The sequence below is a fragment of the Actinoplanes sp. 13 genome, assembly GCF_056134165.1.
This window is the reverse complement of sequence record NZ_JBVYOQ010000008.1, coordinates 212,248-235,530: the sequence shown is the minus strand read 5'-3', so window position 1 is coordinate 235,530 and position 23,283 is coordinate 212,248. Positions and strand designations below refer to the sequence as shown.

The 23,283-nt window shown below is 72.8% G+C and carries 23 protein-coding genes and 1 pseudogene; 13 read left to right on the top strand and 11 right to left on the bottom strand.

What is annotated here, in order from left to right; translation table 11 throughout:
• Positions 1-6: 6 nt before the first annotated feature.
• From AC0NH5_RS19285 to AC0NH5_RS19275, 3 genes and pseudogenes are all read right to left on the bottom strand, one after another.
• On the bottom strand, positions 7-1,722 hold the full coding sequence (locus AC0NH5_RS19285) for a DNA polymerase Y family protein (protein WP_474405709.1): 1,716 nt from the start codon (positions 1,720-1,722) through the stop codon (positions 7-9).
• Between the two features lie 305 nt (positions 1,723-2,027).
• Positions 2,028-2,744 (bottom strand): annotated as a pseudogene (locus AC0NH5_RS19280) (hypothetical protein); the annotation flags it as partial.
• A gap of 82 nt (positions 2,745-2,826) precedes the next feature.
• On the bottom strand, positions 2,827-3,306 hold the full coding sequence (locus AC0NH5_RS19275) for an SAV_6107 family HEPN domain-containing protein (RefSeq protein ID WP_474405561.1): 480 nt from the start codon (positions 3,304-3,306) through the stop codon (positions 2,827-2,829).
• Positions 3,307-3,874: 568 nt separating this feature from the next.
• On the opposite strand from AC0NH5_RS19275, the gene AC0NH5_RS19270 reads away from it, so the two are divergent.
• The 7 genes from AC0NH5_RS19270 to AC0NH5_RS19240 are packed head-to-tail and all read left to right on the top strand — an operon-like array spanning position 3,875 to position 9,696.
• Positions 3,875-4,684 (top strand): SDR family NAD(P)-dependent oxidoreductase, encoded by an 810-nt coding sequence (locus AC0NH5_RS19270; RefSeq protein ID WP_474405558.1) that lies wholly within the window; start codon positions 3,875-3,877, stop codon positions 4,682-4,684.
• Positions 4,685-4,712: 28 nt separating this feature from the next.
• A complete protein-coding gene (locus tag AC0NH5_RS19265) occupies positions 4,713-5,183 on the top strand; it encodes a YbaK/EbsC family protein (protein ID WP_474405556.1) in 471 nt (156 codons plus the stop codon).
• A 2-nt stretch (positions 5,184-5,185) separates the two neighbouring features.
• Positions 5,186-5,884, top strand: coding sequence for a monooxygenase (locus tag AC0NH5_RS19260; RefSeq protein WP_474405554.1), 699 nt, complete (start codon positions 5,186-5,188; stop codon positions 5,882-5,884).
• Positions 5,881-6,438, top strand: a complete 558-nt coding sequence (locus AC0NH5_RS19255; protein WP_474405553.1) for a GNAT family N-acetyltransferase — start codon at positions 5,881-5,883, stop codon at positions 6,436-6,438. Before AC0NH5_RS19260 ends, AC0NH5_RS19255 begins: the two co-directional genes overlap by 4 nt.
• A 3-nt stretch (positions 6,439-6,441) precedes the next feature.
• The gene (locus tag AC0NH5_RS19250) at positions 6,442-7,179 is read left to right on the top strand and encodes a carotenoid biosynthesis protein (RefSeq protein ID WP_474405550.1); all 738 of its coding nucleotides are present in this window, start codon (positions 6,442-6,444) and stop codon (positions 7,177-7,179) included.
• Positions 7,176-8,234: a glycosyltransferase family 2 protein gene (locus tag AC0NH5_RS19245; protein ID WP_474405548.1), complete on the top strand. Its 1,059-nt coding sequence runs from the start codon at positions 7,176-7,178 to the stop codon at positions 8,232-8,234. The genes AC0NH5_RS19250 and AC0NH5_RS19245 overlap by 4 nt, the downstream gene beginning before the upstream one ends.
• 19 nt (positions 8,235-8,253) lie before the next feature.
• On the top strand, positions 8,254-9,696 hold the full coding sequence (locus AC0NH5_RS19240; RefSeq protein WP_474405547.1) for a phytoene desaturase family protein: 1,443 nt from the start codon (positions 8,254-8,256) through the stop codon (positions 9,694-9,696).
• A 217-nt stretch (positions 9,697-9,913) separates the two neighbouring features.
• Here the strand turns inward: AC0NH5_RS19240 and AC0NH5_RS19235 are convergent, their stop codons facing one another.
• The 3 genes from AC0NH5_RS19235 to AC0NH5_RS19225 all read right to left on the bottom strand — a co-directional run bounded on the left by AC0NH5_RS19235 (position 9,914) and on the right by AC0NH5_RS19225 (position 13,564).
• Positions 9,914-11,653, bottom strand: coding sequence for a substrate-binding domain-containing protein (locus tag AC0NH5_RS19235; protein ID WP_474405544.1), 1,740 nt, complete (start codon positions 11,651-11,653; stop codon positions 9,914-9,916).
• 135 nt (positions 11,654-11,788) lie between these two features.
• Complete coding sequence (locus AC0NH5_RS19230; RefSeq protein ID WP_474405542.1) at positions 11,789-12,550, bottom strand: class I SAM-dependent methyltransferase; 762 nt, start codon at positions 12,548-12,550, stop codon at positions 11,789-11,791.
• 9 nt (positions 12,551-12,559) lie between these two features.
• Entirely contained in the window at positions 12,560-13,564 is a 1,005-nt protein-coding gene (locus AC0NH5_RS19225) for a LysR family transcriptional regulator (protein ID WP_474405706.1), read from the bottom strand.
• 167 nt (positions 13,565-13,731) lie between these two features.
• Between AC0NH5_RS19225 and AC0NH5_RS19220 the strand changes: the two genes are divergently transcribed.
• The 3 genes from AC0NH5_RS19220 (at position 13,732) to AC0NH5_RS19210 (ending at position 17,150) form a co-directional block, all read left to right on the top strand.
• Positions 13,732-14,376 carry a succinate dehydrogenase cytochrome b subunit gene (locus AC0NH5_RS19220; RefSeq protein ID WP_474405703.1) on the top strand — a complete coding sequence of 215 codons (645 nt, stop codon included), beginning with the start codon at positions 13,732-13,734 and terminating at the stop codon, positions 14,374-14,376.
• A 5-nt stretch (positions 14,377-14,381) separates the two neighbouring features.
• The gene (locus tag AC0NH5_RS19215) at positions 14,382-16,325 is read left to right on the top strand and encodes a fumarate reductase/succinate dehydrogenase flavoprotein subunit (protein ID WP_474405540.1); all 1,944 of its coding nucleotides are present in this window, start codon (positions 14,382-14,384) and stop codon (positions 16,323-16,325) included.
• Positions 16,326-16,406: 81 nt separating this feature from the next.
• On the top strand, positions 16,407-17,150 hold the full coding sequence (locus tag AC0NH5_RS19210; protein ID WP_474405538.1) for a succinate dehydrogenase/fumarate reductase iron-sulfur subunit: 744 nt from the start codon (positions 16,407-16,409) through the stop codon (positions 17,148-17,150).
• A gap of 58 nt (positions 17,151-17,208) precedes the next feature.
• Here AC0NH5_RS19210 and AC0NH5_RS19205 read toward each other — a convergent pair whose 3' ends face one another.
• On the bottom strand, positions 17,209-17,613 hold the full coding sequence (locus AC0NH5_RS19205) for a nuclear transport factor 2 family protein (protein WP_474405536.1): 405 nt from the start codon (positions 17,611-17,613) through the stop codon (positions 17,209-17,211).
• An 83-nt stretch (positions 17,614-17,696) separates the two neighbouring features.
• Between AC0NH5_RS19205 and AC0NH5_RS19200 the strand changes: the two genes are divergently transcribed.
• A complete protein-coding gene (locus tag AC0NH5_RS19200; RefSeq protein WP_474405534.1) occupies positions 17,697-18,215 on the top strand; it encodes an SbtR family transcriptional regulator in 519 nt (172 codons plus the stop codon).
• Between the two features lie 91 nt (positions 18,216-18,306).
• On the opposite strand, the gene AC0NH5_RS19195 is transcribed toward AC0NH5_RS19200, so the two are convergent.
• The 3 genes from AC0NH5_RS19195 to metF form a co-directional block, all read right to left on the bottom strand.
• Positions 18,307-18,744, bottom strand: a complete 438-nt coding sequence (locus tag AC0NH5_RS19195) for an HNH endonuclease (protein WP_474405530.1) — start codon at positions 18,742-18,744, stop codon at positions 18,307-18,309.
• Between the two features lie 211 nt (positions 18,745-18,955).
• Positions 18,956-19,621, bottom strand: a complete 666-nt coding sequence (locus tag AC0NH5_RS19190) for a CDP-alcohol phosphatidyltransferase family protein (RefSeq protein ID WP_474405528.1) — start codon at positions 19,619-19,621, stop codon at positions 18,956-18,958.
• A gap of 79 nt (positions 19,622-19,700) precedes the next feature.
• On the bottom strand, positions 19,701-20,624 hold the full coding sequence (gene metF, locus AC0NH5_RS19185; RefSeq protein WP_474405525.1) for a methylenetetrahydrofolate reductase [NAD(P)H]: 924 nt from the start codon (positions 20,622-20,624) through the stop codon (positions 19,701-19,703).
• Positions 20,625-20,700: 76 nt separating this feature from the next.
• Between metF and AC0NH5_RS19180 the strand changes: the two genes are divergently transcribed.
• Positions 20,701-21,771, top strand: coding sequence for a polyprenyl synthetase family protein (locus AC0NH5_RS19180; protein ID WP_474405523.1), 1,071 nt, complete (start codon positions 20,701-20,703; stop codon positions 21,769-21,771).
• Positions 21,772-22,071: 300 nt separating this feature from the next.
• Here AC0NH5_RS19180 and AC0NH5_RS19175 read toward each other — a convergent pair whose 3' ends face one another.
• Positions 22,072-22,419 carry an Rv2175c family DNA-binding protein gene (locus tag AC0NH5_RS19175; protein ID WP_474405521.1) on the bottom strand — a complete coding sequence of 116 codons (348 nt, stop codon included), beginning with the start codon at positions 22,417-22,419 and terminating at the stop codon, positions 22,072-22,074.
• Between the two features lie 35 nt (positions 22,420-22,454).
• Between AC0NH5_RS19175 and AC0NH5_RS19170 the strand changes: the two genes are divergently transcribed.
• Complete coding sequence (locus AC0NH5_RS19170) at positions 22,455-23,264, top strand: hypothetical protein (RefSeq protein WP_474405519.1); 810 nt, start codon at positions 22,455-22,457, stop codon at positions 23,262-23,264.
• The last annotated feature ends 19 nt before the right edge of the window (positions 23,265-23,283 follow it).

Here is a 23,283-nt window from a genome sequence, read left to right as displayed (position 1 = left end):
GTCTCCTCAGTCATAGATCGCTTCGACGGCCCACCGGCCGGCGGAGAGGGACAGCAGCAGCGCGCGGCCGTCGGCCAGCACCACCTGGAAACGCACCCGGCGGCGCGCCTCCTCGGCCGCCCACCAGCGCTCGTCCACCGGCCACGGGCCGGCCCAGCCGGCGATCTCCACCGGCGCGCTCCGCTCCAGGGCGAGCGTCGCCGGGGCCCCGGTCAGCTCCAGGCGGGCACTCACACCCACCGGATCGCCGCCGGAGTCACGCACCACCGCGGGCAGCGGCTCGCCGGGCACCACCGCGGGCGCCGGCCGCGGCAACCGCCCCGGCCAGGGCGGCAGAACGACCTGCCCGCGGGCACCGCGCCGGGGCTGCGCCCGCACCGCCGCCCCGGCCGGCGGGTCCGGCACCGACCGCAGACGGGACCCCACCCGGGGCTCCTCGTCCGTGGTGGACCGCAGCACCGGCACGGTCACCACGCCCGGCACCGGATCGGTGTGCTCGGTGGCCGGCCGGGACGGCTCCCGCTCGTCCCCCCACGGCACCAGCCGCACCTGATCGTCCGCCGACCGCCCGCCGCCCAGCACCGGCGTCACCACCGCGTGCGGCCCGAGCAGGCCCTGCACCCGGCTGAAGGCGCGGTGCGCCCGGTCCCGTTCGGCGCCCGCGTCACCCCACAGCCCCGGCTGCAACCCGAGGTGGACCAGCACCCCGTCCGGCACCAGGCGCAACCGGACCAGGCCCGCGGTCGGCCGGGCCGGGCCACCACGCCGGGCCCCGGTGAGCCAGCCGTCCAGCTGCCAGCGCACCCGCTCGGCGATGGCCGCGGCGGTGAGGACGCCGTCGTGCCGCCACATCCGGTGCAACTCCTGGCCGTCCGCGGTGACCGCCTCGACGCCGAGCCTGGTGCAGGCCAGCCCGTGCGCCGCCAGCCCCTCGTGCAGCCGCTCGGCCAGCGCGCGCCCGGCGAACGCCGCCACGTCCACCCGGTCCAGATGCTCGTCGTAGGTCTCCTCCACCGCCAGCTCCAGCGGCGGCTTGCGCACCGCCAGCGGCCGGTGGTCGGACCCCGACGCGAGCCGGTGCGCCAGCGCCCCGTCGAACCCGAAACGCGTCAGCACGTCCGCCGCCGGCAGGGCCGCGAACTCGCCCAGCGTCTTCACCCCGAGCCGGTGCAGCAGATCGGTCAGGTCCGGCTTCTCCAGAGCCTCCACGGGTACGCGCGACAGAAAGTCCCGGGTCTCCCCGGCCGGCACGATCTGCCCGGCCCGTGCCGCGATCCCCGCCGCGAACACTCCCTCGGCGATCCCCACCTGGCACTCCACCGCGCACGCCTGCGCCACCTGCTCGACGATCCGCTCGGCCGCCGCCTCCTCACCGCCGAAGTACCGCGCGGGGCCGCGCACCGCCACCGCGCACGCCCCCGGCCGGATCACCTCGACGCCGGCCACCACCTCCTCGATCGCCGCCACCACCGGCTCGAACGCGCGCGCGTCCCGCCCCGGGTCGTGCTCCACCACGATCAGCCGGGGGCACCGGCTCTGCGCCTCCCGGCGGCGCAGCCCTCGGCGCACACCCTCCCGGCGGGCCGCCTCCGAGCAGGCCAGCACCCGGTTGCCGGCGAGCACGACGACCGGGTCGTCTCCCGCCACCCCCGCCACGATCTCGGCGGCGACGACCGGCCAGTCGGGGCACCAGATCAGCAGGGTGCGCACGGCCGTCTCCATCACGCCCCCACCGAGGGCAGCCCGCGCAGCGGACCGCCGCGCGCCTTCTTGTCCCTCGGCTCCGCGACCGCTTTCTTCCCCCTCGGCTCCGCCACCACGGCGGCCCAGGGGTCACGCCCGGCCTGTGCCGCGGCCGGCATTCCGACCGCCGTCCCGGCCACCACCCCAGCCGCCGTCCCCGCTGCCCCAGCCGCCGTCCCGGCCTGCTCGACCCGGCCCCACAGCGGGCTATCAGCCGAAACCGCAGCCGAACCCGGAACCGAAGTCGATGCCGAACCCGCAGCCGAAGCCGCAGCTGAAGCCGAAGCCGAAGCCGAAGCCGAAGCCGAAGCGATGGTGGAGGAGCGGACCGGAGGGATGGCGACAGCCCGGTTGACGACGCCCGGCATCCACAGGGTGATCTCCCGGGGCCGGGCCGCCGCCCCGCGCCCACGCGCCACGACGGTGACCTCTCGGCGGCGCAGCCGGCCCCGGCCCGCGCCCAGTCCTTCCCAGCGCCCCCGATCAACCTGCAGTGTCAGGTCCGCGCCGGACCAGTCCCCGAACGGCACCAGCACACTCCCCCGCTGCCGGGCCCGCGCGGCGAGCCGTCCGGCGATGTTCGCCGACACCGGCCCGGGCACCGCGGTGACCACCACGTCCACCCCGTCGATCAGCGCCGCCACCACGGTGGGCCAGTCCGGTCCCGGGTCGGGCACCAGCGCGAGCCGCTCCAGCACGACACCGCTCTCGGCTGCGGCCAGCGCGCCCAGCGCGGGAACACCGACCACCGCGCACCACGAGCCGTTGCGGGACGCGGCGGCCAGCAGTGCCAGCATCAGCGAGGTCCCCCCGCCGGCCGGGGCGGCGCGCCCACCGGCGACCGCCACCGTGCTGCCCCGCCGGAGTCCCCGGCCGGGCAGCAGCCCACTCAGCTCGGGCGCCACCGGCAGCATCCGATGGGCGCCCGGCTCATCGGCGCTGGTCGCCGTCCGGACCAGCTCCGCGAGGGCCGCCGAACCACTGATCATGCGCCCCGCCACGTCCATGCCCCGCTCTGTAACCCACCCGCCTCAAGACCCGCCGAACCCGACGCGGCCCGGTCAGGTCACAGGCCGCGGACTGTCACGCCGCGAGGCGCGGCTGGTACGTCATGTTGAGGGAGCTCTCGACCACATCGACGAACTGCTCGGCGGCGCGCAGCAGGTCGTCGGCCTCCCGGGCGCTCACCACGTGCGGGATGCCGGCCTCCGCGGCCGCTCGTTTGCCGGCGCCGAGAGCGAAGTAGCCGGCCCACTCGTCGAACTCGGGCGCCACCATGACCAGCAACGACCAGACGCTGGTCGCCGCACGGGTCCGGCGGCCCGCCGCGGACGGGCGGGCCCGCGCCGCGAGCAGAGCGGCCGCGGCACGCAGCGCGGCCAGGTGCGCCGCCGCGTAACGCAGCCCGTCGGGGGCCGTGCGCGCCGCCTCGTCCAGCCCCTCGCGGGCGATCGTCATCAACTGGGCCGGAGTCCGATGCGGCAGCATGTGCGCCGGAACCGTGGGCCCCTCCGCCCTGGCCGGCGCAGCCGGCTCGAGGCCGGGGGCAGCGGTGCTCGCCATGGTCGTTTCTCCTCGCCTGTTCCGCATCCGACGTAAGGGCCGAACCGATCCGCTGCGGAGGAAGACACAGCGTTTCTCCAGTGGTGCCCGGGGCTGGAACGGGGCTCCGGCGGGCAGAGCCGGAACCCCGTCGGGTCAGCCACGAAGGACCATCCCGGCGGCTAGCCGGCCGGGTGTGAAGCTTCCCCACACCACATCCGGCCGACGCCGCCCGGCGGGTCCGTCGCCCGCCACCGGGGGTCGGAGGCAGCGAGCGACGGCCTGCCTTGAACGGGTCCGGACCCGCGAATGCCCGGACCACGCGTGCGGCACTTCGCGGGTGCCGCCTCGGGAGCCGAGCCGCGAAACACGCTCCCGGATCAGAACGACGCCGCCGGACTCGAAGAGAGCCTGTTCGAACATCCGTTCTAACTACCGCAGAGACTAACACCCCCGTACGACAAGAATGCAACCTCTACGGGCGGCGTGACGCGCATTTTTGGAACAAGTGATCGACTCGAGGCGGTGAGCGAGCGGGGCGGAGCCGGGCAGGGCACGATAGGAACCACATCCGAGCAGGAGGACCGAGATGGCATCGACGATCGTGGTGACCGGTGGCAGCTCCGGGGTCGGCCTGGCCGCCGCCGAACAGTTCGCCGCCCGCGGTGACGACGTCATCCTGGTCGGGCGCAACCCGCAGCGCCTCGCCGACGCGGTCGCCCGGGTCGAGCGGGCCGGCGGCCGGCGGCCCACCCACTTCCGCACCGACTTCGAGTCCTTCGCCGAGGTCCGCGACCTCGCCGATCAGCTCCTGGCTGCGTACCCGAGGATCGACGTGCTGGCGAACAACGCCGGCGGCATGGTCGGCGAGTACCGCCGCACCACCGACGGCCACGAGGCCACCGTTCAGGGCAACCACCTCGCCCCGTTCCTGCTCACCACGCTGTTGCTGGACCGGCTGCGCGGTGGCCGGGTGGTCAACACCGCCTCCCGGGCCCACGCGCAGGGCCGCCCCGACCCGGACCGGCTGGACGGCGACCCGCAGCGATACAGCTCCTGGCGGGCTTACGGCGCCAGCAAGGCGGCGAACATCCTCTTCACCGCCGAGGCGGCCCGCCGCTGGCCGGAGGTGACGAGCGTGTCCTTCCACCCGGGTGTGGTGCGCTCGAACTTCGGCGTCGGCCGGGTCACCCGCTTCTTCTACCGGTACGCGCCCGGCCTGGTCACCCCGGAGAAAGCCGGTGAGCTGCTGGTCTGGCTCGCCACCGCACCCGCCGCCGAGCTGGAGAACGGCGGCTACTACGTCGGCCGTCAGGTCAGCCGCCCGGCGCCGCACGCCCGGGACGCCTCGCTCGCGGCGCGACTCTGGGAAGCGAGCAGCAAGGCCACCAGCGCATAGCAGGCCGCGCAGAGGGCAGGATGGACCGATGCACAACCATCCCAACGTGACCGCGGTACGCGACGCCCTGGAGAACGCCGGTCTCAGCACCGAGATCACCATCCTGGACGAGGCCGTGCACACCGCTGCCGCGGCCGCCGCCGCCCTCGGGGTCGAGGTCGGCCAGATCGCCAACTCGCTGATCTTCGACGCGGACGGTGAGCCGCTGCTGGTGCTGACCTCCGGCGCGCACCGGGTGGACACCGCCAAGGTGGCCGCCTCGCTCGGCGTCGCGAAGCTGCGCCGGGCCACGCCCGAGTTCGTCCGGCAGCACACCGGCCAGGCGATCGGCGGCGTCGCGCCGCTGGGCCATCCGAAACCGGTGCGCACGCTGGTCGACGTCGACCTCGAGCAGTATTCGGTGATCTGGGCGGCCGGCGGCGTACCCCGGTCGGTCTTCCCGCTCACCTACCCGGACCTGGTCCGGATCACCGCCGGCACCCCCGCCGAAGTCGCCTGACGATGACCGCCGACCTGGTCACCCTGCACGTCTGGCGGGTGCCCCGCCGCGCGCTCGGCCCGGCGCTGCTGCGCATGGCCTTCGGCCGCCGGCACCGCCCGGGTGTGCGGTTCGCCAAGTTCCTGGGCACCGGCACCGGCCTCGGTTTCGGCCCCGGCGACGCGGACCTCACCCGCTACGCGGCGATCACCGTCAGCGACCGCCCGGTCAGCTTCCCCGCGTGGGACCGGATCGCCACCCAGCGGGCCCGCGTGGACCTGGAACCACTGGTCAGCCGGGGCGAGTGGTCCGGCCGCAGCCCGTTCCAGCCGACCGGCCGGCGCGCTGACGGCCCGGTGCTGGCCCTCACCCGCGCCCGGCTGCGCCCGTCGCGGGCGGTGCGGTTCTGGCGGGCGATCCCGCCGGTGGCCCGGGAGGTGGCCGCCGCACCGGGCCTGCTCGCCCGCTTCGGGGTCGGTGAGGCGCCGATCGGCTGGCAGGGCACGGTCACCGTGTGGCGCAGCACGGCGGACCTGACCACGTTCGCGTACCGTCAGCCGGAACACCGGGCGGCCATCGCCCGCACCCCGGCCGACCGGTGGTACGCGGAGGAGCTCTTCGCCCGCTTCGCGGTCCTCGGCGTCACCGGCGACCGAACCGTACTGGGCTGGACAGAAACGGCCGGTGACACGGCCGACGAGAGGGAGCGAACAGAGCGATGAGGCTCGTTGCTTGGCAGCCGGACGACCTGCTGCGGCGGCTGGACGACGTGGTGGCGGTCTACGGCGAGGCGATGGGCTACCGCCAGGAGCTCCTGCAGACCCGGCGCGGCTACATCGGCTCGCACGTGCGCCGCGCGGGCTTCCGCGCGGTCGCCACCCTCACCCCCGAGGGCCGGGTCGCCGGCTTCGGGTACGGCTACACCTCCGCCGCCGGCCAGTGGTGGCACGACCAGGTGCGCTCCGCGCTCGACGAGCAGGACCGCCGGCGCTGGCTCACCGACTGCTTCGAGGTGGTCGAGCTGCACGTCCGCCCGGCCGCCCAGGGCCACGGGATCGGCGCCCGGCAACTGCGGGCCCTGCTCGCGATGGCCGACGGCAAGTCGGTGCTGCTCTCCACCCCGGAGGCCGACGAGCGCACCTCCCGGGCCTGGCGGCTGTACCGGCGGTTCGGCTTCACCGACGTGCTGCGGAACTTTTTGTTCCCCGGCGACGAGCGGGCCTTCGCGATCCTGGGGCGGGAGCTGCCGCTGCCGCTCGAGGAGCCGGGCAACTGACACGTGCGACGGAACCTCCCCCGGGCGCTGCTGGGCGCCCTGATCCTGGTCCAGGTCTGCTATCCGCTCACCACCGGTGACGTGCGCGCCGACCTCACCGTGACGACTGTGCTGATCGGGGTGGCGTTCTCGGTCTCGCACGCCTACCTCACCCGCGGCGGGCGCGCCGTGGCCGCGCTGGTCGGGTCGGCGATGCTGGGCGGGTTCGTGGTCGAGGCGGTCGGGGTCGCGACCGGTTTCCCGTTCGGGACGTACGACTACTCCGGCGAGCTGGGCCCCAAGCTGCTCGGCGTACCCCTGATCATTCCGCTCGCCTGGACCTGGATGGCCTGGCCGGCGTGGCTCGCCGCGCTGCGCGTCACCGGCAGCCGCCCGGCCCGCATCCTGCTCGCCGCGGCCGGCCTCACCACCTGGGATCTCTTCCTCGACCCGCAGATGGTCGCCGAGGGGTACTGGCGCTGGCACGACCCGGTGCCCGCGCTGCCCGGCCTGGCCGGCATCCCGGTCAGCAACTACCTGGGCTGGCTGGGTTTCGCGCTGCTCGTCATGACGGCGCTGTCCACCACCGTGCGGGCCGGGACGTCACCACGGGACCAGCCGGCGTACGTGCTCTGGATCTGGACCTGGCTCTCCTCGACCCTGGCCCACGCCGTCTTCCTCGACCTGCCCGCCTCGGCGCTCTGGGGCGGCGTGCTGATGGGCGCCGCGGTCCTCCCCCTGATCCTGCGGCTCCGCCGATGACCTGGCTGCTGCTCGCCCCGCTGGTCCTGCTGACGGCGCACACCGCGGTCAACGCCCTGCTGCTGCGCCGCCCCGGCCGCGGCCGGACCACCCCCGACCGGGTGGCGCTCCTGCTCCCCCTGCGCAACGAGGCCGACCGCCTCGAACCCTGCCTGCGCTCGCTGCTGGCCCAGCGGGGCGTGCCACACCTGACGGTCCACGTCCTCGACGACAGCTCCACCGACGGCACCGCCGACCTGGTCCGGAAGATCGCCGGCGACCGCGTGCACCTGCACACCGGCGCGCCCCCACCGGCCGGGTGGCTGGGCAAACCGCATGCCTGCCACCGGCTCGCCGAGGCGGCGGGCGAGGCGGAGGTCCTGGTCTTCGTCGACGCGGACGTGGTCCTGGAACCGGACGCCGTCGCCGGTGCGGTCGACCTTCTGCGCCGGACCGGCGTGACGCTGCTCAGCCCGTACCCCAAGATCGTCGGTAGTGGCCGGCTCGTGCAACCCCTGCTGCAGTGGTCCTGGCTGACCTTCCTGCCGCTCCGCGGCATGGAACGCTCCCCGCGCCCGTCGCTCGCCGCCGCCGGTGGTCAATGGCTGGTCGCCGACCGCGCCGGTTATCAGCGGGCCGGCGGGCACGCCGCCGTGCGCGCCGACATCCTGGAGGACATCGGCCTGGCCCGCGCGGTCAAACGCGCCGGCGGCCGGATCGCGCTCGCCGACGGCTCACGGCTGGCCACCTGCCGGATGTACGACTCCTGGTCCGGTTTGGCCGACGGCTACGGGAAATCGCTGTGGGCGTCGTTCGGCTCCAGACCCGGCGCCGCCGCCGTCGTACTCCTTCTTCTCCTGCTGTACGTCCTACCGCTCGCGTGGTGGCCCATCGGCGCGGTGGCCTACCTGCTGGGCGTGACCGGTCGCATGATCAGCGCGGCCGCCACCGGCGGGCGGATGTTCCCCGACCCGCTCGCGCATCCGCTCTCGATCGTCCTGTTCGCCTGGCTGACCGCCCGCTCGTTCCACCTGCGCCGGCGCAACCGCCTGACCTGGCGCGGCCGCCCCGTCTGAGACAGAGGACCATGCCGGTATGAGCAACGTCGTAGTGATCGGGGCCGGCGTGGGCGGGCTGACCGCCGCCGCCCGGCTGGCCGCCGCCGGCCACACCGTGACTGTGCACGAACGGTCCGGCGCGGTCGGCGGCAAACTCGCCGTCCACGAGCGGGACGGCTACCGCTTCGACACCGGCCCGAGCCTGCTCACCCTCCCCCACCTGTTCGAGGATCTCGGCCTGCGTCCGGAACCCCTCGACCCGGTGGTCCGGCACGTCTTCCCGGACGGCACGGTGCTCGACTCCTCCGCCACGCATGCGGTCTTCCTGGAACGCATCGCCACCGCGATGGGTGCGGGCGCGGCCGCCGACTGGGACCGGTTCTGGCGTCGCGCGGCGCGGATCTGGCACGCCTCCTACGACGCGGTGCTGAGCCGCCCGGTGACCGCGGCGTCGCTGGCCCGGCTCTCCTGGCGGCTCGGTGACCTGGCCGCGATCGCGCCGGGCCGGTCGCTGCGCGCGCTGGGCCGGCGTTACCTGCGCGACGCTCGGTTGCGGATGCTGCTGGACCGCTACGCGACCTACACCGGCACGGACCCGCGCCGCGCGCCGGCGGCGCTGGCCGCGATCCCCTACGCCGAGCTCACCCACGGCGGGTGGTACCTGCCGGGCGGTCTGGGCACGCTGGCCGGCGCGCTGCACGCCAGGTGCGTTTCGCTGGGGGTACGGGTGAAGCTCGGCTCCGAGATCTCCGCGATCGAGGCGGACACCGCGGTCCGTGGAGTGCGCCTGTCCACCGGCGAGTTCGTGCCCGCCGACGTGGTCGTCTCCAACGTGGACGCGGTGACGCTCTATCGTGACCTGCTGCCCACCCCGGGCCGCCTCGCCGGGCTGGCCGACCGCAGCCTGGGCGGGTTCGTGCTGCTGCTCGGGGTGCGCGGGGCGACGCCGGAGCTGGCCCACCACACGGTCTACTTCCCCCGGTACTACGACGCCGAGTTCGACGCGATCTTCGGGTCGGCGTCGCGGCGGGCCCGGCCGGTGGACGACCCGGCGATCTTCATCACCCGGGCGAACGACCCGCTGGTCCGGCCGGACGGCTGCGAGGCGTGGTTCGTGCTGGTCAACGCGGCGCGGCACGGGACGGCATGGTCCGCTGTGGACTGGCGGCGGCCGGGGCTTGCGGAGGCGTACCGCGATCATCTGCTCGCCGTCCTGGCCGGGCGGGGCCTGGACGTGCGGGGGCGGCTGGAGTTCGCGGAGACCCGCACGCCGGCCGACCTGGCCGACGCCACCGCCGCACCGGGAGGCGCCATCTACGGCACCGCCGGTGGTCTGCTGCGGCCGGGCAACAAGGGCCCGGTCGACGGCTTGTACCTGGTCGGCGGCTCCGCCCACCCCGGCGGCGGCCTGCCCATGGTCACCCTCTCCGCCACCATCGCCGCCACCCGAATAGGCCCCGCCCACCCCACCAGCGTGTGAAGTTCAGGTGCGCTCCGCACCCCAACTTCACACACCAGGCGACCCACCAGCGTGTGAACTTCGGGTGCGGAACGAGCCGCAACTTCACACACGCCAGGCGACCCACCAGCGTGTGAACTTAAGGTGCGCAGCGAGCCGCAACTTCACACACGCCAGCCGACCCACCAGCGTGTGAAGTTCGGGTGCGGAGCGCGCCCGAACTTCACACGCGGCGTGGTCAGGAAGGGGCGTGGGCGGCGAGGAAGGCCTGGGCCATGGCGGAGGCGAGGTCGGCCGGGTTGCGGGCGTCGATGGCCTTGCCGCCGCTGACCCGGGCCATGCCCTGGAGGGCGGCGGCGTTGGCGTCCGGACCGTACCCGACTGCGAAGATGGGCACCCGCTTGGCCGGATCCTGGCCGTCCGTCAGCCGCTTCAGGAACTGCTGCTGGGACATCGCGAACCGGCTCCCGCCGTCGGCGCCGTCGGTGAGCACCACCACCACGGTCGAGGTGTCCGGCTTGACCTTCGCCCGCATCTCGCCGACCCCGTCGAGGACCGCCTGATAGAGCGGTGTCCCGGCGCCGGGCTGCGGCTTGTAGGCCTTGATCGCGTCGACCAGGGCGGTGCGCCGGTTCTTGCCGCCCGTGTCGGAGCGGATCGGGCCGAACGGCACCTGCTCGGTGTGCGCCGGGCCGTTCCGGTCGGCCGAGCCGAAGAACCACATCCCGATGTCGGTCTCGTCGTCGAAGAGCCCGGCGGCCGCGGCGCCGGACTGGCGCAGCAGCTCCGCCTTGGTGGTGCTCTTCCCACCCCGATCGGTGATCGTCTCGTTCATCGAGCCGGACGAGTCGATCAACAGCAGGACCTGGAAGTTCACCTTCTTGTACTGCGACCACTGGCGGGCCGGGCCGAGCACCCGGTCCGCCTGGGCGGGCAGCCGCAGCGCGCCGGCGGTGGGCTCGGCGCGGAAGCCGGCGTCCTCGACGGCGGCCTTGGTGATCGCCGCGCGCAGGCGCTCGGCGAGCTGCTTCTTCGCCGGCAGGTTCAGGGCCGGCTTGCTCAGCGCGAACGGGTAGTCGGCCTCCACCCGCCCGTCGACCGGCGGGGCGCCGCTGAGGCGGACCGGATGGTCGGCCTTCTGGTAGGTGCGGAGCTGCTGCTCGATCACCGGGAAGATGCCGACCTCGTAGACAGCCGTACTGGCGTCCGGCTGCGCGGCCATCCGGGCGAGCAGCGCGGTCTGATCGGTCCCGGCCACCTGCACCCGGTTGCGCAGGGTCAGGGCGCGCAGCTGCGCCATCCCGTCGTCCTCGATGGCGCGGGCCGTCGCCGTGTTGACGCCGTGCACGCTGAGCAGCCCGATGGTGGTGCCCAGTGGGTCAGGCATGGTGACGCTGGGTATCTGGCCGTCGGCGATGCCCTTGATCAGGTCGAGCCAGCTGCTCCGATCCTTGTCGATGTAGAGGCTGTTGATGCCTTCCGGCCCGGCCAGCAGCACCGGCGAGTAGGCCAGCGGTTTGCCGGCGGCCGTGTAGGCGGCGCCCTTCTGCGCCGTGATCGGCAGCCAGGCGCTGCTGGACGGCACCCACACGTCCGGCTTCTGAGCGGCGGCGACGGTGACACCGGGCTCCTCGCCGCGCACGACGATCGGGGAGCACCGCTGCCCGTCGGGGTTGAGGGTGTCGGCGGCCTGCCGGACGACCGGCTCGATCTCCGGTGCGGCGACCACTGTCAGCTCCGCGTCGGGGCAGGGCGTGACGCTGGGCGGGGCCTCGGACGGGGAGGCCGCGGCGCTGGGCCGGGCGGCCGGCTGGGCCGAGCCGTTGCGCATCAGCTGCCAGCTGATCCCGCCCGCGATCAGCAGGACGACCAGCACCAACGCGGTGGTCATCATGATCCGGTGTGGAGCGTGCGGCGGCTCGCCCCACTCGCCGTCACCGGGCGGGGGCGTCTGCCTTGGCCACTCGTTGTCGGACATGCCACCTCACCTTGCCGTCAGGGCTCGCCGACCTGCGCCCGGTCGAGACCGATGGGAGCGGATAGTAGTCCCCGATTCATGTATCGCAATGGGTTCGTAGGCTTCTGAGCAGATCTCGGCACATTAGGGACTTGATCAACTAATCGTCCGGCTTTCGGCGGTGGCGATCACTATGAGTTCACCGTCACCACCGAGCCCGGGCGGCTCCCGGCCCCAGCCGCCGTAGACCTGGTTCACCCGGAAGCCGGCCCGCCACAGCGAGTCCCGCAGTTCCTCCTCGGTGCGCAGCCGCATCGTCACGGAGCTGCCGAGACGACGGCCGCCGGGAAACAGATAGTGCTGGGCGCAGGACACCACACCCTCGTCCTCGTCGGCCGAGGTGACTTCGGTCCAGGCCTCGACGACCCCGCCGTCCGCGAGCACGACGGACCGCCGGGACCCCTGGGGGTTCCACTCCCGCCAGGGCCGGGTGGCCGGGTCACGGCTGTCGAGGACCAGTCGCCCGCCGGCCTCCAGCGACCGGTGCAGCGCGCGCAGAGCGGTGAACCACTCCTCGTCGCTGACGAAGAGCTCAGCGACGTGCCCGGTGAGCAGAGCCGCGTCGAACGCCCGGACCGGGAGATCACGCACCGAGCCCTCGACCCAGCGCACCCGGGCCGCGCCGGGCTTGCGGCGGGCGGCGTCGAGGGCGGCCGGGGACGGGTCGACCGCGGTCACCTCGTGTCCGGCCGCCGCCATCGCGATCGCCAGCCGGCCGGTGCCGCAGCCCAGGTCCAGCACCCGTGGTGAACCGCGCTCGGCCAGCACGGCCATGAAGAAGTCGTCGTCCCAGCCCCACGGGCACTCGGCGTCGTAGACCCCGATCAGGTCGGGGTGCCGGAGCTCGCCAGGCCACACATGCGGAGCCTAAACGCGCCGTGACCGGTTGACCACCCGATGTGGACGGTCGACTTCGGAACGCTCTGGTCGTACCCCCGCTGTGGGATCTTGAAGGGCGCGCACACCGAACGGGAGCCGGCCCGACGCGATGTGCTCGAGCACGACGTCGCGCAAGGCCGCTGCCGCGTGCGGCAGCACCGCGCCGCGCCGGCCGGCCAGCGCGATGGTCCGGCGCATCCCGGGGGGCGCCAGCGGCGTCGCCCGCAGCAGCGGCCGGTTGACCAGCACCATGCTCGGCACGAGCGCGACACCGAGGCCGGCCTCGACGAAGGCGAGCACCGCGTCCATCTCGCCGCCCTCGACCGCGAACCGCGGGGTGAAGCCGGCCCGCTCGCAGGCCTGCAGGGTGACGTCGCGGATGTCGTACCCGGCGCGGAACATCACCATCGGCGTGTGCCGCAGCTCGGCCAGATCGAGCTGGCGGCCCATGGTCAGCGGCGGGCCGTCCGCCACCGACGCGACCACCAGGCTCTCCCGCAGCAGCTCGGTGGCCTCCAGGGCCGGATCGACGCCGTGCTCGGGATGCACGATCAGGGCCAGGTCGAGCGAGTGCGCGAGCAGATCGGCGATCAGGTCCTGCGAACTGCCCTCGCTGATATGGAGCCGGATGCCGGGGTGCTCGGCACGGAAGGTCCGCAGCACCGGCGGGACCAGGGAGGAGCAGAGGCTGGGGGTGGCACCGAGGCGCACCTCGCCGCGACGCAGGCCGACGATGTCCTGCACCGCGTCCCGGGCCGCGTCGGCGTCGGCGACGATCCGGCGGGCCATCGGCAGCAGCGCCTCGCCCGCCGCGGTGAGGGTCACGTCGCCTCGGATCCGCTCGAAGAGCGGCGCGCCGAGGGACGCTTCGAGGGTGTGAATCTGCTTACTCAAGGTTGGTTGCGCGACGCCCAGATTGTCCGCCGCATGGGTGAAATGTCGGGTCTCTGCCACCGCTACGAAGTACCTGAGTTGTTGCAGCTGCACCGTAATAGCTTATCGCTATCGAACCTTGCCCCATCATGCATTAGACGAATGGCCAGGGTCTTTCTACCTTTCAGGTTGTGGCGGTAGACACTCCAGTTCCCAAGACGACGAACGCGGCGGGCGCGACGGCACGCCCCGCGCCGCGCAAGTCGGTCCGGCCCTCGTCGGTCACCCTGAAGCTGATCATGGCGGTCAGCGGCATCGCGCTGGTCGGGTTCCTGTTCGCGCACGCGGCGGGCAACCTGAAGATCTTCGTCGGCAACGAGGACTTCGACCACTACGCGCACTGGCTGCGCACGCTCGGCACGCCTCTGCTGCCGGACGTCTGGTTCCTCTGGATCATGCGGATCGGCCTGCTGGTCGCCGTCCTCGCGCACATCTACGCGGCCACGGTGCTGGCCCGGCGCGCGGCGAAGGCCCGGCCGGTCAAGTACGCGCACCGGCCCAAGGTGCAGGCCAGTTACGCCGCCCGGACGATGCGGTGGGGCGGCGTGATCGTCCTGCTGTTCATCATCTACCACCTGCTCGACCTGACCACCGGGCACCTGAACCCGGTCGGCGACAGCTCGCGCCCGCACGCCAACGTGATCGCGGACTTCGCGCCCGAGCGCTGGTACGTGACGCTCTTCTACACGATCTCGATCATCGCGGTCGGTCTGCACCTGCGGCACGGCATCTTCAGCGCCGTACGCACCCTGGGCCAGCAGACCAAACATGGTGAGCGGCGCGCCAAGGCGGTCGCGCTGGTGCTGTCCCTGGTGCTGTGCGCGATGTACCTGTCGGTGCCGTTCGCGGTGATGACCGGATTGGTGGCTTGATCTCTATGAACGACTTCTGGGCAGAGGGCGAACCCGTCGTCGACAAGGCCGCGCCGGACGGGCCGGTCGAGACCCGCTGGGAACGGCGCAAGTTCTCCGCCAAGCTGGTCAACCCGGCGAACCGCCGGAAGCTGACCGTCATCGTGGTGGGCACCGGCCTGGCCGGCGGCTCGGCGGCGGCGACCCTGGCCGAGGCCGGGTACCGGGTCAAGTCGTACTGCTACCAGGACAGCCCGCGGCGTGCGCACTCGATCGCCGCGCAGGGTGGCATCAACGCGGCGAAGAACTACCGCAACGACGGCGACTCCATCTACCGGCTGTTCTACGACACCGTCAAGGGTGGCGACTTCCGCGCGCGCGAGTCCAACGTCTACCGGCTCGCGCAGGTCTCGGTGAACATCATCGACCAGTGCGTGGCCCAGGGCGTCCCGTTCGCCCGCGAGTACGGCGGCCTGCTCGACAACCGCTCGTTCGGCGGCACCCAGGTGTCCCGGACGTTCTACGCCCGGGGGCAGACGGGACAGCAGCTGCTGCTCGGCGCGTACCAGGCGATGGAGCGGCAGATCGGTCTCGGCAACATCGAGATGAACGCCCGGCACGAGATGCTCGAGCTGATCATCGTCGACGGCAAGGCGCGCGGCATCGTGGTGCGCGACATGGTCACCGGTCAGATCAGCACCGAGTTCGCCGATGCCGTGGTGCTCGCCTCCGGTGGTTACGGCAACGTCTTCTTCCTGTCGACGAACGCCAAGGGCTGCAACGTCACCGCCACCTGGCGGGCGCACCGCAAGGGCGCGCTGTTCGCGAACCCCTGTTACACGCAGATCCACCCGACCTGCATCCCGGAGTCCGGCACGCACCAGTCGAAGCTCACCCTGATGTCGGAGTCGCTGCGCAACGACGGCCGGGTGTGGGTGCCGAAGCGCGCCGAGGACTGCCAGAAGCCCGCGGCCGACATCGGAGAGGAGGACCGCGACTACTACCTGGAGCGGATCTACCCCTCGTTCGGCAACCTGGTGCCGCGTGACATCGCGTCGCGGGCCGCCAAGAACGTCTGCGACGAGGGCCGCGGTGTCGGCCCCGGCGGCCTCGGCGTCTACCTCGACTTCGCCGACGCGATCAAGCGCCTGGGCCGCAAGGCCGTCGAAGCCAAATACGGCAACCTCTTCGAGATGTACGAGCGGATCACCGGCGAGGACCCCTACGCGACGCCGATGCGGATCTACCCCGCGGTGCACTACACGATGGGTGGCCTCTGGGTCGACTACGACCTCCAGTCGACCATCCCCGGCCTGTTCGTGATCGGTGAGGCGAACTTCTCCGACCACGGCGCCAACCGGCTCGGCGCGTCCGCCCTGATGCAGGGGCTGGCCGACGGCTACTTCGTGCTGCCGAACACGATCAACAACTACCTGGCGGCCGGGCCGTTCCCGGCGGTCTCCGAGACCGACGCGCCGGTCGTCGAGGCCCGCAAGGAGGTCGAGGACCGGGTCACCAAGCTGCTCTCGATCAACGGCGACCGGACCGTCGACTCCTTCCACCGCGAGCTCGGCCACATCATGTGGGAGTACTGCGGCATGGAGCGCACCGAGGAGGGCCTGACCAAGGCGATCGGGCTGATCCGGGCGCTCAAGGAGGAGTTCTGGACCCGGGTGAAGGTGCCGGGCCGCGGCGAGGAGCTCAACCAGAACCTGGAGAAGGCCGGCCGGGTCGCCGACTTCCTCGAGCTCGGTGAGCTGATGTGCATCGACGCGCTGCACCGGCGGGAATCCTGCGGCGGCCACTTCCGCGCCGAGTCGCAGACCCCGGACGGCGAGGCGCTGCGCCACGACGACGAGTTCAGCTACGCCGCGGCGTGGGAGTACTTCGGCGCCGACGGCAAGCCGGTCCTGCACAAGGAGGACCTCAACTTCGAGTACGTCCACCCGAGCACGCGGAGTTACAAGTAGTGAGGGTTATTCACGACGGTGGAGGCCACCGAACCCAACTCACGCAATCTGCAACTCACGGAAGGTCGTGAATAACCCTCAATGGATATCAAGGTACGGGTGTGGCGTCAGTCCGGCCCGGCTGACAAGGGCCGGATGGTCACGTACGACGTCAAGGACATCTCGCCGGACGCGTCGTTCCTCGAGATGATCGACGTTCTCAACGAGCGGCTGATCCTCGACGGTGACGACCCGATCGCCTTCGACCACGACTGCCGCGAGGGCATCTGCGGCATGTGCAGCATGGTGATCAACGGCGTGGCGCACGGCCCGGAGAAGGCCACCACCACCTGCCAGCTGCACATGCGGCACTTCAAGGACGGCGACGTGATCGACGTCGAGCCGTGGCGGGCGGCCGCCTTCCCGGTGATCAAGGACCTGGTGGTCGACCGGAGCGCCTTCGACAAGATCATCCAGGCCGGCGGTTACATCAGCGCGCCGACCGGCACCGCGCCGGACGCGCACGCGACGCCGGTGCCCAAGAAGGACGCCGACGCCGCGTTCGAGGCGGCCACCTGCATCGCCTGCGGCGCCTGCGTGGCGGCCTGCCCGAACGGCTCGTCGATGCTGTACACCGCCGCGAAGATCACCCACCTCGGCCTGCTGCCGCAGGGACAGCCCGAGCGGGACAGCCGGGTGATCGACATGCTGCAGGCGCAGGACGACGCGGGCTTCGGCGGGTGTACGAACATGGGCGAGTGCGCGGAGGTCTGCCCGAAGGGCATCCCGCTGAGCCTGATCGGCCGCCTGAACAGCGACTACCGCAAGGCGATCGCGAAGCACTGATCGCCGGCCGCGAACCCCCGGTGCCGGGCACATCGTCGTGCCCGGCACCCGGCTTTTCTCAGGCCGCTCCCATCACTTGCCCGATGGCGAGCGTGTGCTGGTACTCCCGCCAGTGGGCCAGCCTGCCCCCGCGTGCCCGCAGCACCCCGATGAACGGCGCCGAAGCGGTCACGCCGGTCCCGGTGTGGGTGCCGACCAGCTCGTACTCCACGATGATCACCTCGGGGTCGGCGGTCTCGTGCACGACCACGCCGCGGCAGTCGTCGAAGCGCACCGGGAAGGCCGAGCGCCCCTCCCGGGTGTGCTCGAGCACCCGCTGCTTCCCCTCGGTGCGCGTCGGCCGACCCGGCGCGGCGAACGGCGTCTCGACCACCACGTCGTCGGCAAGCACGTCCGGGTCGTAGGCGGGCAGATCCGCCAGCAACCGCACCCGCATGCTTTCGAAGATCTCCGTCGGGGTCATGGCTTCCCCTCACTAAGATGAGTCATGACTCGATTTCGTCCGACGATAGTGAGTGGAGACTCATTTTGCTAGAGGGGCCGCCGTTGCGCGCCGACGCGCAGCGCAACCGGGCACGCATCCTGGACGCCGCCGAGACCGTCTTCGCCGAACGCGGCCCCCGCGCCTCGACGGACGAGGTGGCCCGGCGGGCGGGCGTCGCCATCGGCACGGTGTTCCGCCACTTCCCCACCAAGGACGACCTCCTGGCGGCCATCATGAAACGCCTGCTGGCCCAGCTGGTCGACGAGGCCGGGCGGCACGACCTGTTCACCTTCATCACCCACATGGTGGCGCAGGCGGCGGCGAAGAAGACGGTCGTCGACCTGCTGGCCGGCTCCGGGGTGGACATCCGGCTCCCGGACGCCGTCGGCCACCTGGAGGAGGCGGTGGGTGCGCTGCTGGACCGGGCCCGCGCGGCGGGGGACGTGGCGGCGGGCGTACGCCTGCCCGAAGTGATGGCGCTGCTGGTGAGCGTGTGCCAGGGCGCGTTGCACGGCGGCTGGGACGAGGAGCTGCAGACCCGGACGCTGGCCGTGGTCTTCGCCGGCCTCGCACACGGCTGACGCGGTTCTTCAGCCGTGTGCGAGGCCGGACGTGACCGCCGGTGGATGAGGGCGGCCGGCGGGTCCCCGTGTTCACCCGCCGGCCGCCGGATCAGAGGAAGACCGCCCAGACCGGCGCGGACGGCGTCACGCGCAACGGCATGCGGGCCTCGGCAGGGGTGCGGTTCCCCTTCCGGTTGTTGCAGCGGCCGCAGGCGGCGACCGTGTTCGCCCACTCGTTGCGCCCACCCCGCGAGCGGGGCAGGACGTGGTCGATGGTGGACGCCGGACCCCCGCAGTACGCACAGGTCCGCCCGTCCCGCTCCAGCACACCGGCCCGCGACCACGCCGGGCCGCGCCCGCGCCGCCACCTGGTCACCACGTAGCTGACCAGCCGCACGACCGTCGGCACCGGATAGACGCCGATGGTCGCGTCCGGACGGGACTCGTGCACCACGGCCACCTGACGGAACAGCATCCGGATGGCGTGCCGGAGGCTGACCCGGTGCAGCGGCCCACAGTCGGCGTTCAGCACCAGAACCACGCTCATTTTCGTCACCTCCGGCCAGTTAGGAGAGAAGGAATCTGCAGGTCAGAACGTTGCCTGCTGGAAAGAAAATAGGCGCGGCGCGGAGGGGGCGACAACCGATTAATCGATCAGCGAGCCGGCGAACGCGACCACCCGGAACAGCGCGGGGACCCCCACCCCGTGTGTGAACTTGCGGTTCGATGCGAACCGCAAGTTCACACACGGGGTGGGGTCAGCTGAGGGCGCGTCGCACGGCGGTGACGAGCTGAGCGAGGCCGGCCATCTGAAGAAGGAGCCAGACGGCCACGGCGACGGTGACCACGACGGCGGGCCAGGTGGGCTCGACGAGCGCGGCCGGCGGGGCCAGGATCAACCCGGTGATCGTGACCGAGACCCGGGTCGGACGCTCGCCGACGGTGACGACGCCGATCTCGGCCATCCCGGCGGCCGCGGACCGGGCCCGCACATATTCGTGCAGCCAACTGGCGGTGCCGGCCGCGATCACCAGCAGCGGCGGTGCGCCGGCCACCCAGAACGCCGCCAGCCAGCCCAGCTCACCGAGCCGGTCGGCGACCGAGTCATAGACGAAACCGAGACGGCTGACCCGACCGGTGATCACCGCGACCGCACCGTCCAGGCCGTCCGCGACCGCGGCGAGAAGCACCAGCAGCGCACCGGCGGCGAGACCGGGCGGGCCGGCGAGGGCGGCCACCGGCACGACCAGGCAGAGCGCGACCCCCGCGGCGGTCACGGTGAGCGGGGCGACGCGGCGGACACCGAGCCAGAACCCGATGGTGTACGCACCGAGCACCCACCCCCGAACCACTGCCGACGCACCGCGCGGATCGAATCCGCCGTGCAGCCGTGACCAGGCGACCGCGTACTCGTCCCAGGTCATCCCACGGTCCTCCGGCGAGCCCTCGTCCGGGTCCGGCGGGAGAGGCGGCAGACCCGGTGGCGGCTGGTCCGCGGCCACCTCAGGCAGCCGCGGCGACCTGCGGCGGGGCCAGCTGCTGCCAGACCTCGCGGGTCGCGGTCGAGCGGTTGAGCGTGATGAAGTGGATCCCGGGGACACCCTCGTCGAGCAGCCGGGCGCACATCTCGCTGCAGGTCTCGATGCCGAGCCGCCGGACGGCGCCCTCGTCGCCGGCGACGGCTTCGAAGCGGCGCAGCAGGGCGGGCGGGAACGGGGCGCCGGAGAGCTGCCCGGCACGTTCGATGGTGGCCATCCGGGTGACCGGCATGACACCGGGCACGATCGGTGTGTCGCAGCCGGCCGCGGCGACCCGGTCCCGCAGCCGCAGGTATTCGTCGGCGTCGAAGAACATCTGGGTGATCGCGAAATCGGCGCCGGCCCGGCACTTGCTGATGAAGTTGCGGGTGTCGCTCTCCACGTCCGCCGAGCGCGGATGCTTGTAGGGGAAGGCGGCCACCCCGACGCTGAAGTCGCCGGCCTCGCGGACCAGGCGGACCAGGTCCTCGGCGTAGAGCACGCCCTCCGGGTGCCGCACCCACTCACCCATCGGATCGCCGGGCGGGTCGCCGCGGACGGCGAGCACGTTGCGGATGCCGGCACCGGCCAGCCGGCCGATCACGTTGCGCAGCTCGGCGACCGAGTGGTTCACCGCGGTCAGGTGGGCCATCGGCAGCAGCGTGGTCTCGGTGGCCACCCGCTCGGTCACCGCGACGGTGGTGTCCCGCGTGGTGCCGCCCGCCCCGTACGTGATCGAGACGAAGCTGGGCCGCAACGACTCCAGCTCGCGGATCGCCTGCCAGAGCAGGCGCTCACCCTCCCGCGTCTTGGGCGGGAAGAACTCGAACGAGAACGTCGGCGTCTCCCCGCGGATCAGCTCGCCGATCGACGGTGTGCCGGGCAGGCGGGAGGGAAGTCCGAGAGACACCCCCGCACTCTACCGGGCGTGGGGTGCGGCTGATCTCGCCGAGCCGGACCACGGCGGACCAGATAGCGTCGGTGCCGTGACGAACTCTGTGCTCGAGCGGGCCGGCCTGCGGCCCCGTGTCGACAAGGCCCTCTCCGGGTTCCTGGCGACTCAGCGGACACTGCTGCTGGAGATCGACCCGGCGCTCGCCGAGGTGGCCGACACCGTGGCGGCGTTCGTGCTCGGTGGCGGGAAGCGGCTGCGGCCGGCGTTCGCGTACTGGGGGTTCCGCGGCGCCGGGGGCGTCGACTCGGACGAGGTGGTCGCGGCCGTCTCGGCGCTGGAGCTGGTGCAGGCCAGCGCCTTGATCCACGACGACCTGATGGACCGGTCGGACACCCGGCGCGGTGAGCCGTCGGTGCACAAGCAGTTCGAGTCGCGGCACGCCGGCGCGGGCTGGCGCGGACCGGCGGCCGGGTTCGGCGACGCGGCCGCGGTGCTGCTCGGCGACCTCTCGCTGGTCTGGTCGGACGAGATGCTGCACGGAAGCGGCCTGCCGCTGGCCGATCTGGCGCGGGCCCGCACGGTCTTCGACCAGATGCGCACGGAGGTGACCGTCGGCCAGTATTTGGACGTGCTCACCCAGGCGACCGCCGACACGTCGCTGGAGCGGGCCGGGAAGGTGGCGCGGTACAAGTCCGCGAAGTACACGGTCGAGCGCCCGCTGCTGCTCGGGGCGGCGCTGGCCGGTGGCGGCCCCGAGGTGTTCGCCGCGTACGCCGCCTTCGGGCTGCCGCTCGGCGAGGCGTTCCAGATGCGCGACGACGTGCTGGGCGTCTTCGGCGACCCGGCGCAGACCGGGAAGCCGGCCGGGGACGACCTGCGCGAGGGCAAGCGCACCTATCTGGTGGCGGCCGCGTTCACCGCGCTCGACGACGCGGCCCGGGCCGAGCTGGACGCCGGGCTCGGCGACCAGGACCTCGACGACGCCGGGGTGGAGCGGCTGCGGGCGATCATCCGGGGCTGCGGCGCGCTGGCCGCGACCGAGGAGCGCATCGACACCCTGAACACGCAGGCGCAGGCGGCTCTGCGCCAGGCCCCGATCCACGACGAGGCCCGGACGGTCCTGTTCGCGCTGGCCGAGGCCGCCACCCGCCGCACAGTCTGACCCCGAGCGGACCAACCAGCGTGTGAAGTTCGGGTGCGCAGCGAACCCGAAGTCCCCACGCAAGCGGGACCAACCGGTGCGCAGGGGAGCCGAAGTCCCCACGCAAGCGGGACCAACCGGTGCGCAGGGGAGCCGAAGTCGCCACGCGGGGTTGGGGCGCAACCACTCACGCACGTCGCCGGGTGGTGGGGAGTGTTCTGGACGCGCAGCGGCCAGCGAGCCGCCGCCCGGCCCTCGGCGTGAGCAGCGGTCCGCACCCACCACCCCGCTACGACATCGATCTGCCGATCTTGATGGTGATCAGAAGCCGACCGCCTGGGCGCGGCGCTTGACCTCGCGTGCCTGGGGGCCGCCGAGGGCGATCGCGGCGTTGCCGCCCAGCCCCTCGTCGGGCGCGTAGAGCCACCCGAGGGCTTCTTCGTCGTTGTACCCGGCGTCATGCAGCAAGTTGAGGACGCCGGGCAGATGCTTCAGCACGGTCTCGTTGGCCACCAGCTCCGCGGGCACGAGTCGGATGCCGTCGCGCCGGACGGCGAGCAGGGCGCCTTCGCGGATCATCTGATGCACCTTGCTGATCGACACGCCGAGTTTCTCGGAGAGGTCCGGCAGGGTGATCCATCCGGTCGGGGCGGTTACGGGTTCGCTCACAGGTACAGCGTGCCAGACAGATCGGAGAGCAGTTGATGAGCCTGTTGCGCAGGGTGCGCGGCGAAGTCGCGGGGGCGTGGCGCTCGGTCGGTTACGACCTGGGGCGGCGGCCGGCTCAGCCGGTCGACGGGCCGGACGTGACGTCGACCGGGATGGGCACCTTCCCGGGTTCGCTGGTGATTCCGCCGGCCGCACGGCCGGAGACCGATGCCCGGCCGCCGCGGCGATTCGCCGCGGTCAGCGCGTTCTGCGCGCTCGCCGTGCTCGGCGCGGGAGGCTCCTACATCGCCGCGACCAGCGTGTTCGCGGAGGAACCGCCGACCGCTCCGGCGAATCGCCCGGCGGCCGCGCCGGCGCCGGCGGAGTTCGGGTCGCCGGACAGCGCGGGCCTGGGGCCGGGCCCGGTGACCACCGGCCGGCCAGGCACCACCCCGCCCGGCACCACCCCGCCCGGTCCGCCGGCCGCGCAGGCCGCTCCGGGGACCGGCGGGGCCGTCACGACCGTGGTCCGGCCGGACGGAACGGTCGTCGTCACGACGGCGCCCCGGGAGGCGGTCACCCGTCCGGGCCGGCCGGTCACCCGTCCGGTGACCGGGCCGTCCGACCCGGAGTGCCACTGCGCGCCGCCGGTGCCGACACCGACCGTGCCGTCGGCCACCGCCGCACCCTCGGAGACGGCCGCGCCGTCCCCCACCGGAACCACCGGGCCACCGTCGGCGGATCCCGGCACGTCGAGCGGGCCCGATCCGTCCGCGGCGCCGAGCGAGTCTGCCGAACCGTCGCCGGACCGGACCCGCCGGTGGCGGGACAGTGATCGCCGCCATCACCGCCGGCATCACCATTAGTACGGCTGATCCCTTTTGT

Bases quoted from the DNA above. Each gene is read 5' to 3' on its own strand.
- AC0NH5_RS19285 (WP_474405709.1), bottom strand. From the start codon at position 1,722: ATGGAGACGGCCGTGCGCACCCTGCTGATCTGGTGCCCCGACTGGCCG.
- AC0NH5_RS19275 (WP_474405561.1), bottom strand. From the start codon at position 3,306: ATGGCGAGCACCGCTGCCCCCGGCCTCGAGCCGGCTGCGCCGGCCAGG.
- AC0NH5_RS19270 (WP_474405558.1), top strand. From the start codon at position 3,875: ATGGCATCGACGATCGTGGTGACCGGTGGCAGCTCCGGGGTCGGCCTG.
- AC0NH5_RS19265 (WP_474405556.1), top strand. From the start codon at position 4,713: ATGCACAACCATCCCAACGTGACCGCGGTACGCGACGCCCTGGAGAAC.
- AC0NH5_RS19260 (WP_474405554.1), top strand. From the start codon at position 5,186: ATGACCGCCGACCTGGTCACCCTGCACGTCTGGCGGGTGCCCCGCCGC.
- AC0NH5_RS19255 (WP_474405553.1), top strand. From the start codon at position 5,881: ATGAGGCTCGTTGCTTGGCAGCCGGACGACCTGCTGCGGCGGCTGGAC.
- AC0NH5_RS19245 (WP_474405548.1), top strand. From the start codon at position 7,176: ATGACCTGGCTGCTGCTCGCCCCGCTGGTCCTGCTGACGGCGCACACC.
- AC0NH5_RS19240 (WP_474405547.1), top strand. From the start codon at position 8,254: ATGAGCAACGTCGTAGTGATCGGGGCCGGCGTGGGCGGGCTGACCGCC.
- AC0NH5_RS19235 (WP_474405544.1), bottom strand. From the start codon at position 11,653: ATGTCCGACAACGAGTGGCCAAGGCAGACGCCCCCGCCCGGTGACGGC.
- AC0NH5_RS19215 (WP_474405540.1), top strand. From the start codon at position 14,382: ATGAACGACTTCTGGGCAGAGGGCGAACCCGTCGTCGACAAGGCCGCG.
- AC0NH5_RS19210 (WP_474405538.1), top strand. From the start codon at position 16,407: ATGGATATCAAGGTACGGGTGTGGCGTCAGTCCGGCCCGGCTGACAAG.
- AC0NH5_RS19205 (WP_474405536.1), bottom strand. From the start codon at position 17,613: ATGACCCCGACGGAGATCTTCGAAAGCATGCGGGTGCGGTTGCTGGCG.
- AC0NH5_RS19195 (WP_474405530.1), bottom strand. From the start codon at position 18,744: ATGAGCGTGGTTCTGGTGCTGAACGCCGACTGTGGGCCGCTGCACCGG.
- AC0NH5_RS19190 (WP_474405528.1), bottom strand. From the start codon at position 19,621: ATGACCTGGGACGAGTACGCGGTCGCCTGGTCACGGCTGCACGGCGGA.
- AC0NH5_RS19170 (WP_474405519.1), top strand. From the start codon at position 22,455: ATGAGCCTGTTGCGCAGGGTGCGCGGCGAAGTCGCGGGGGCGTGGCGC.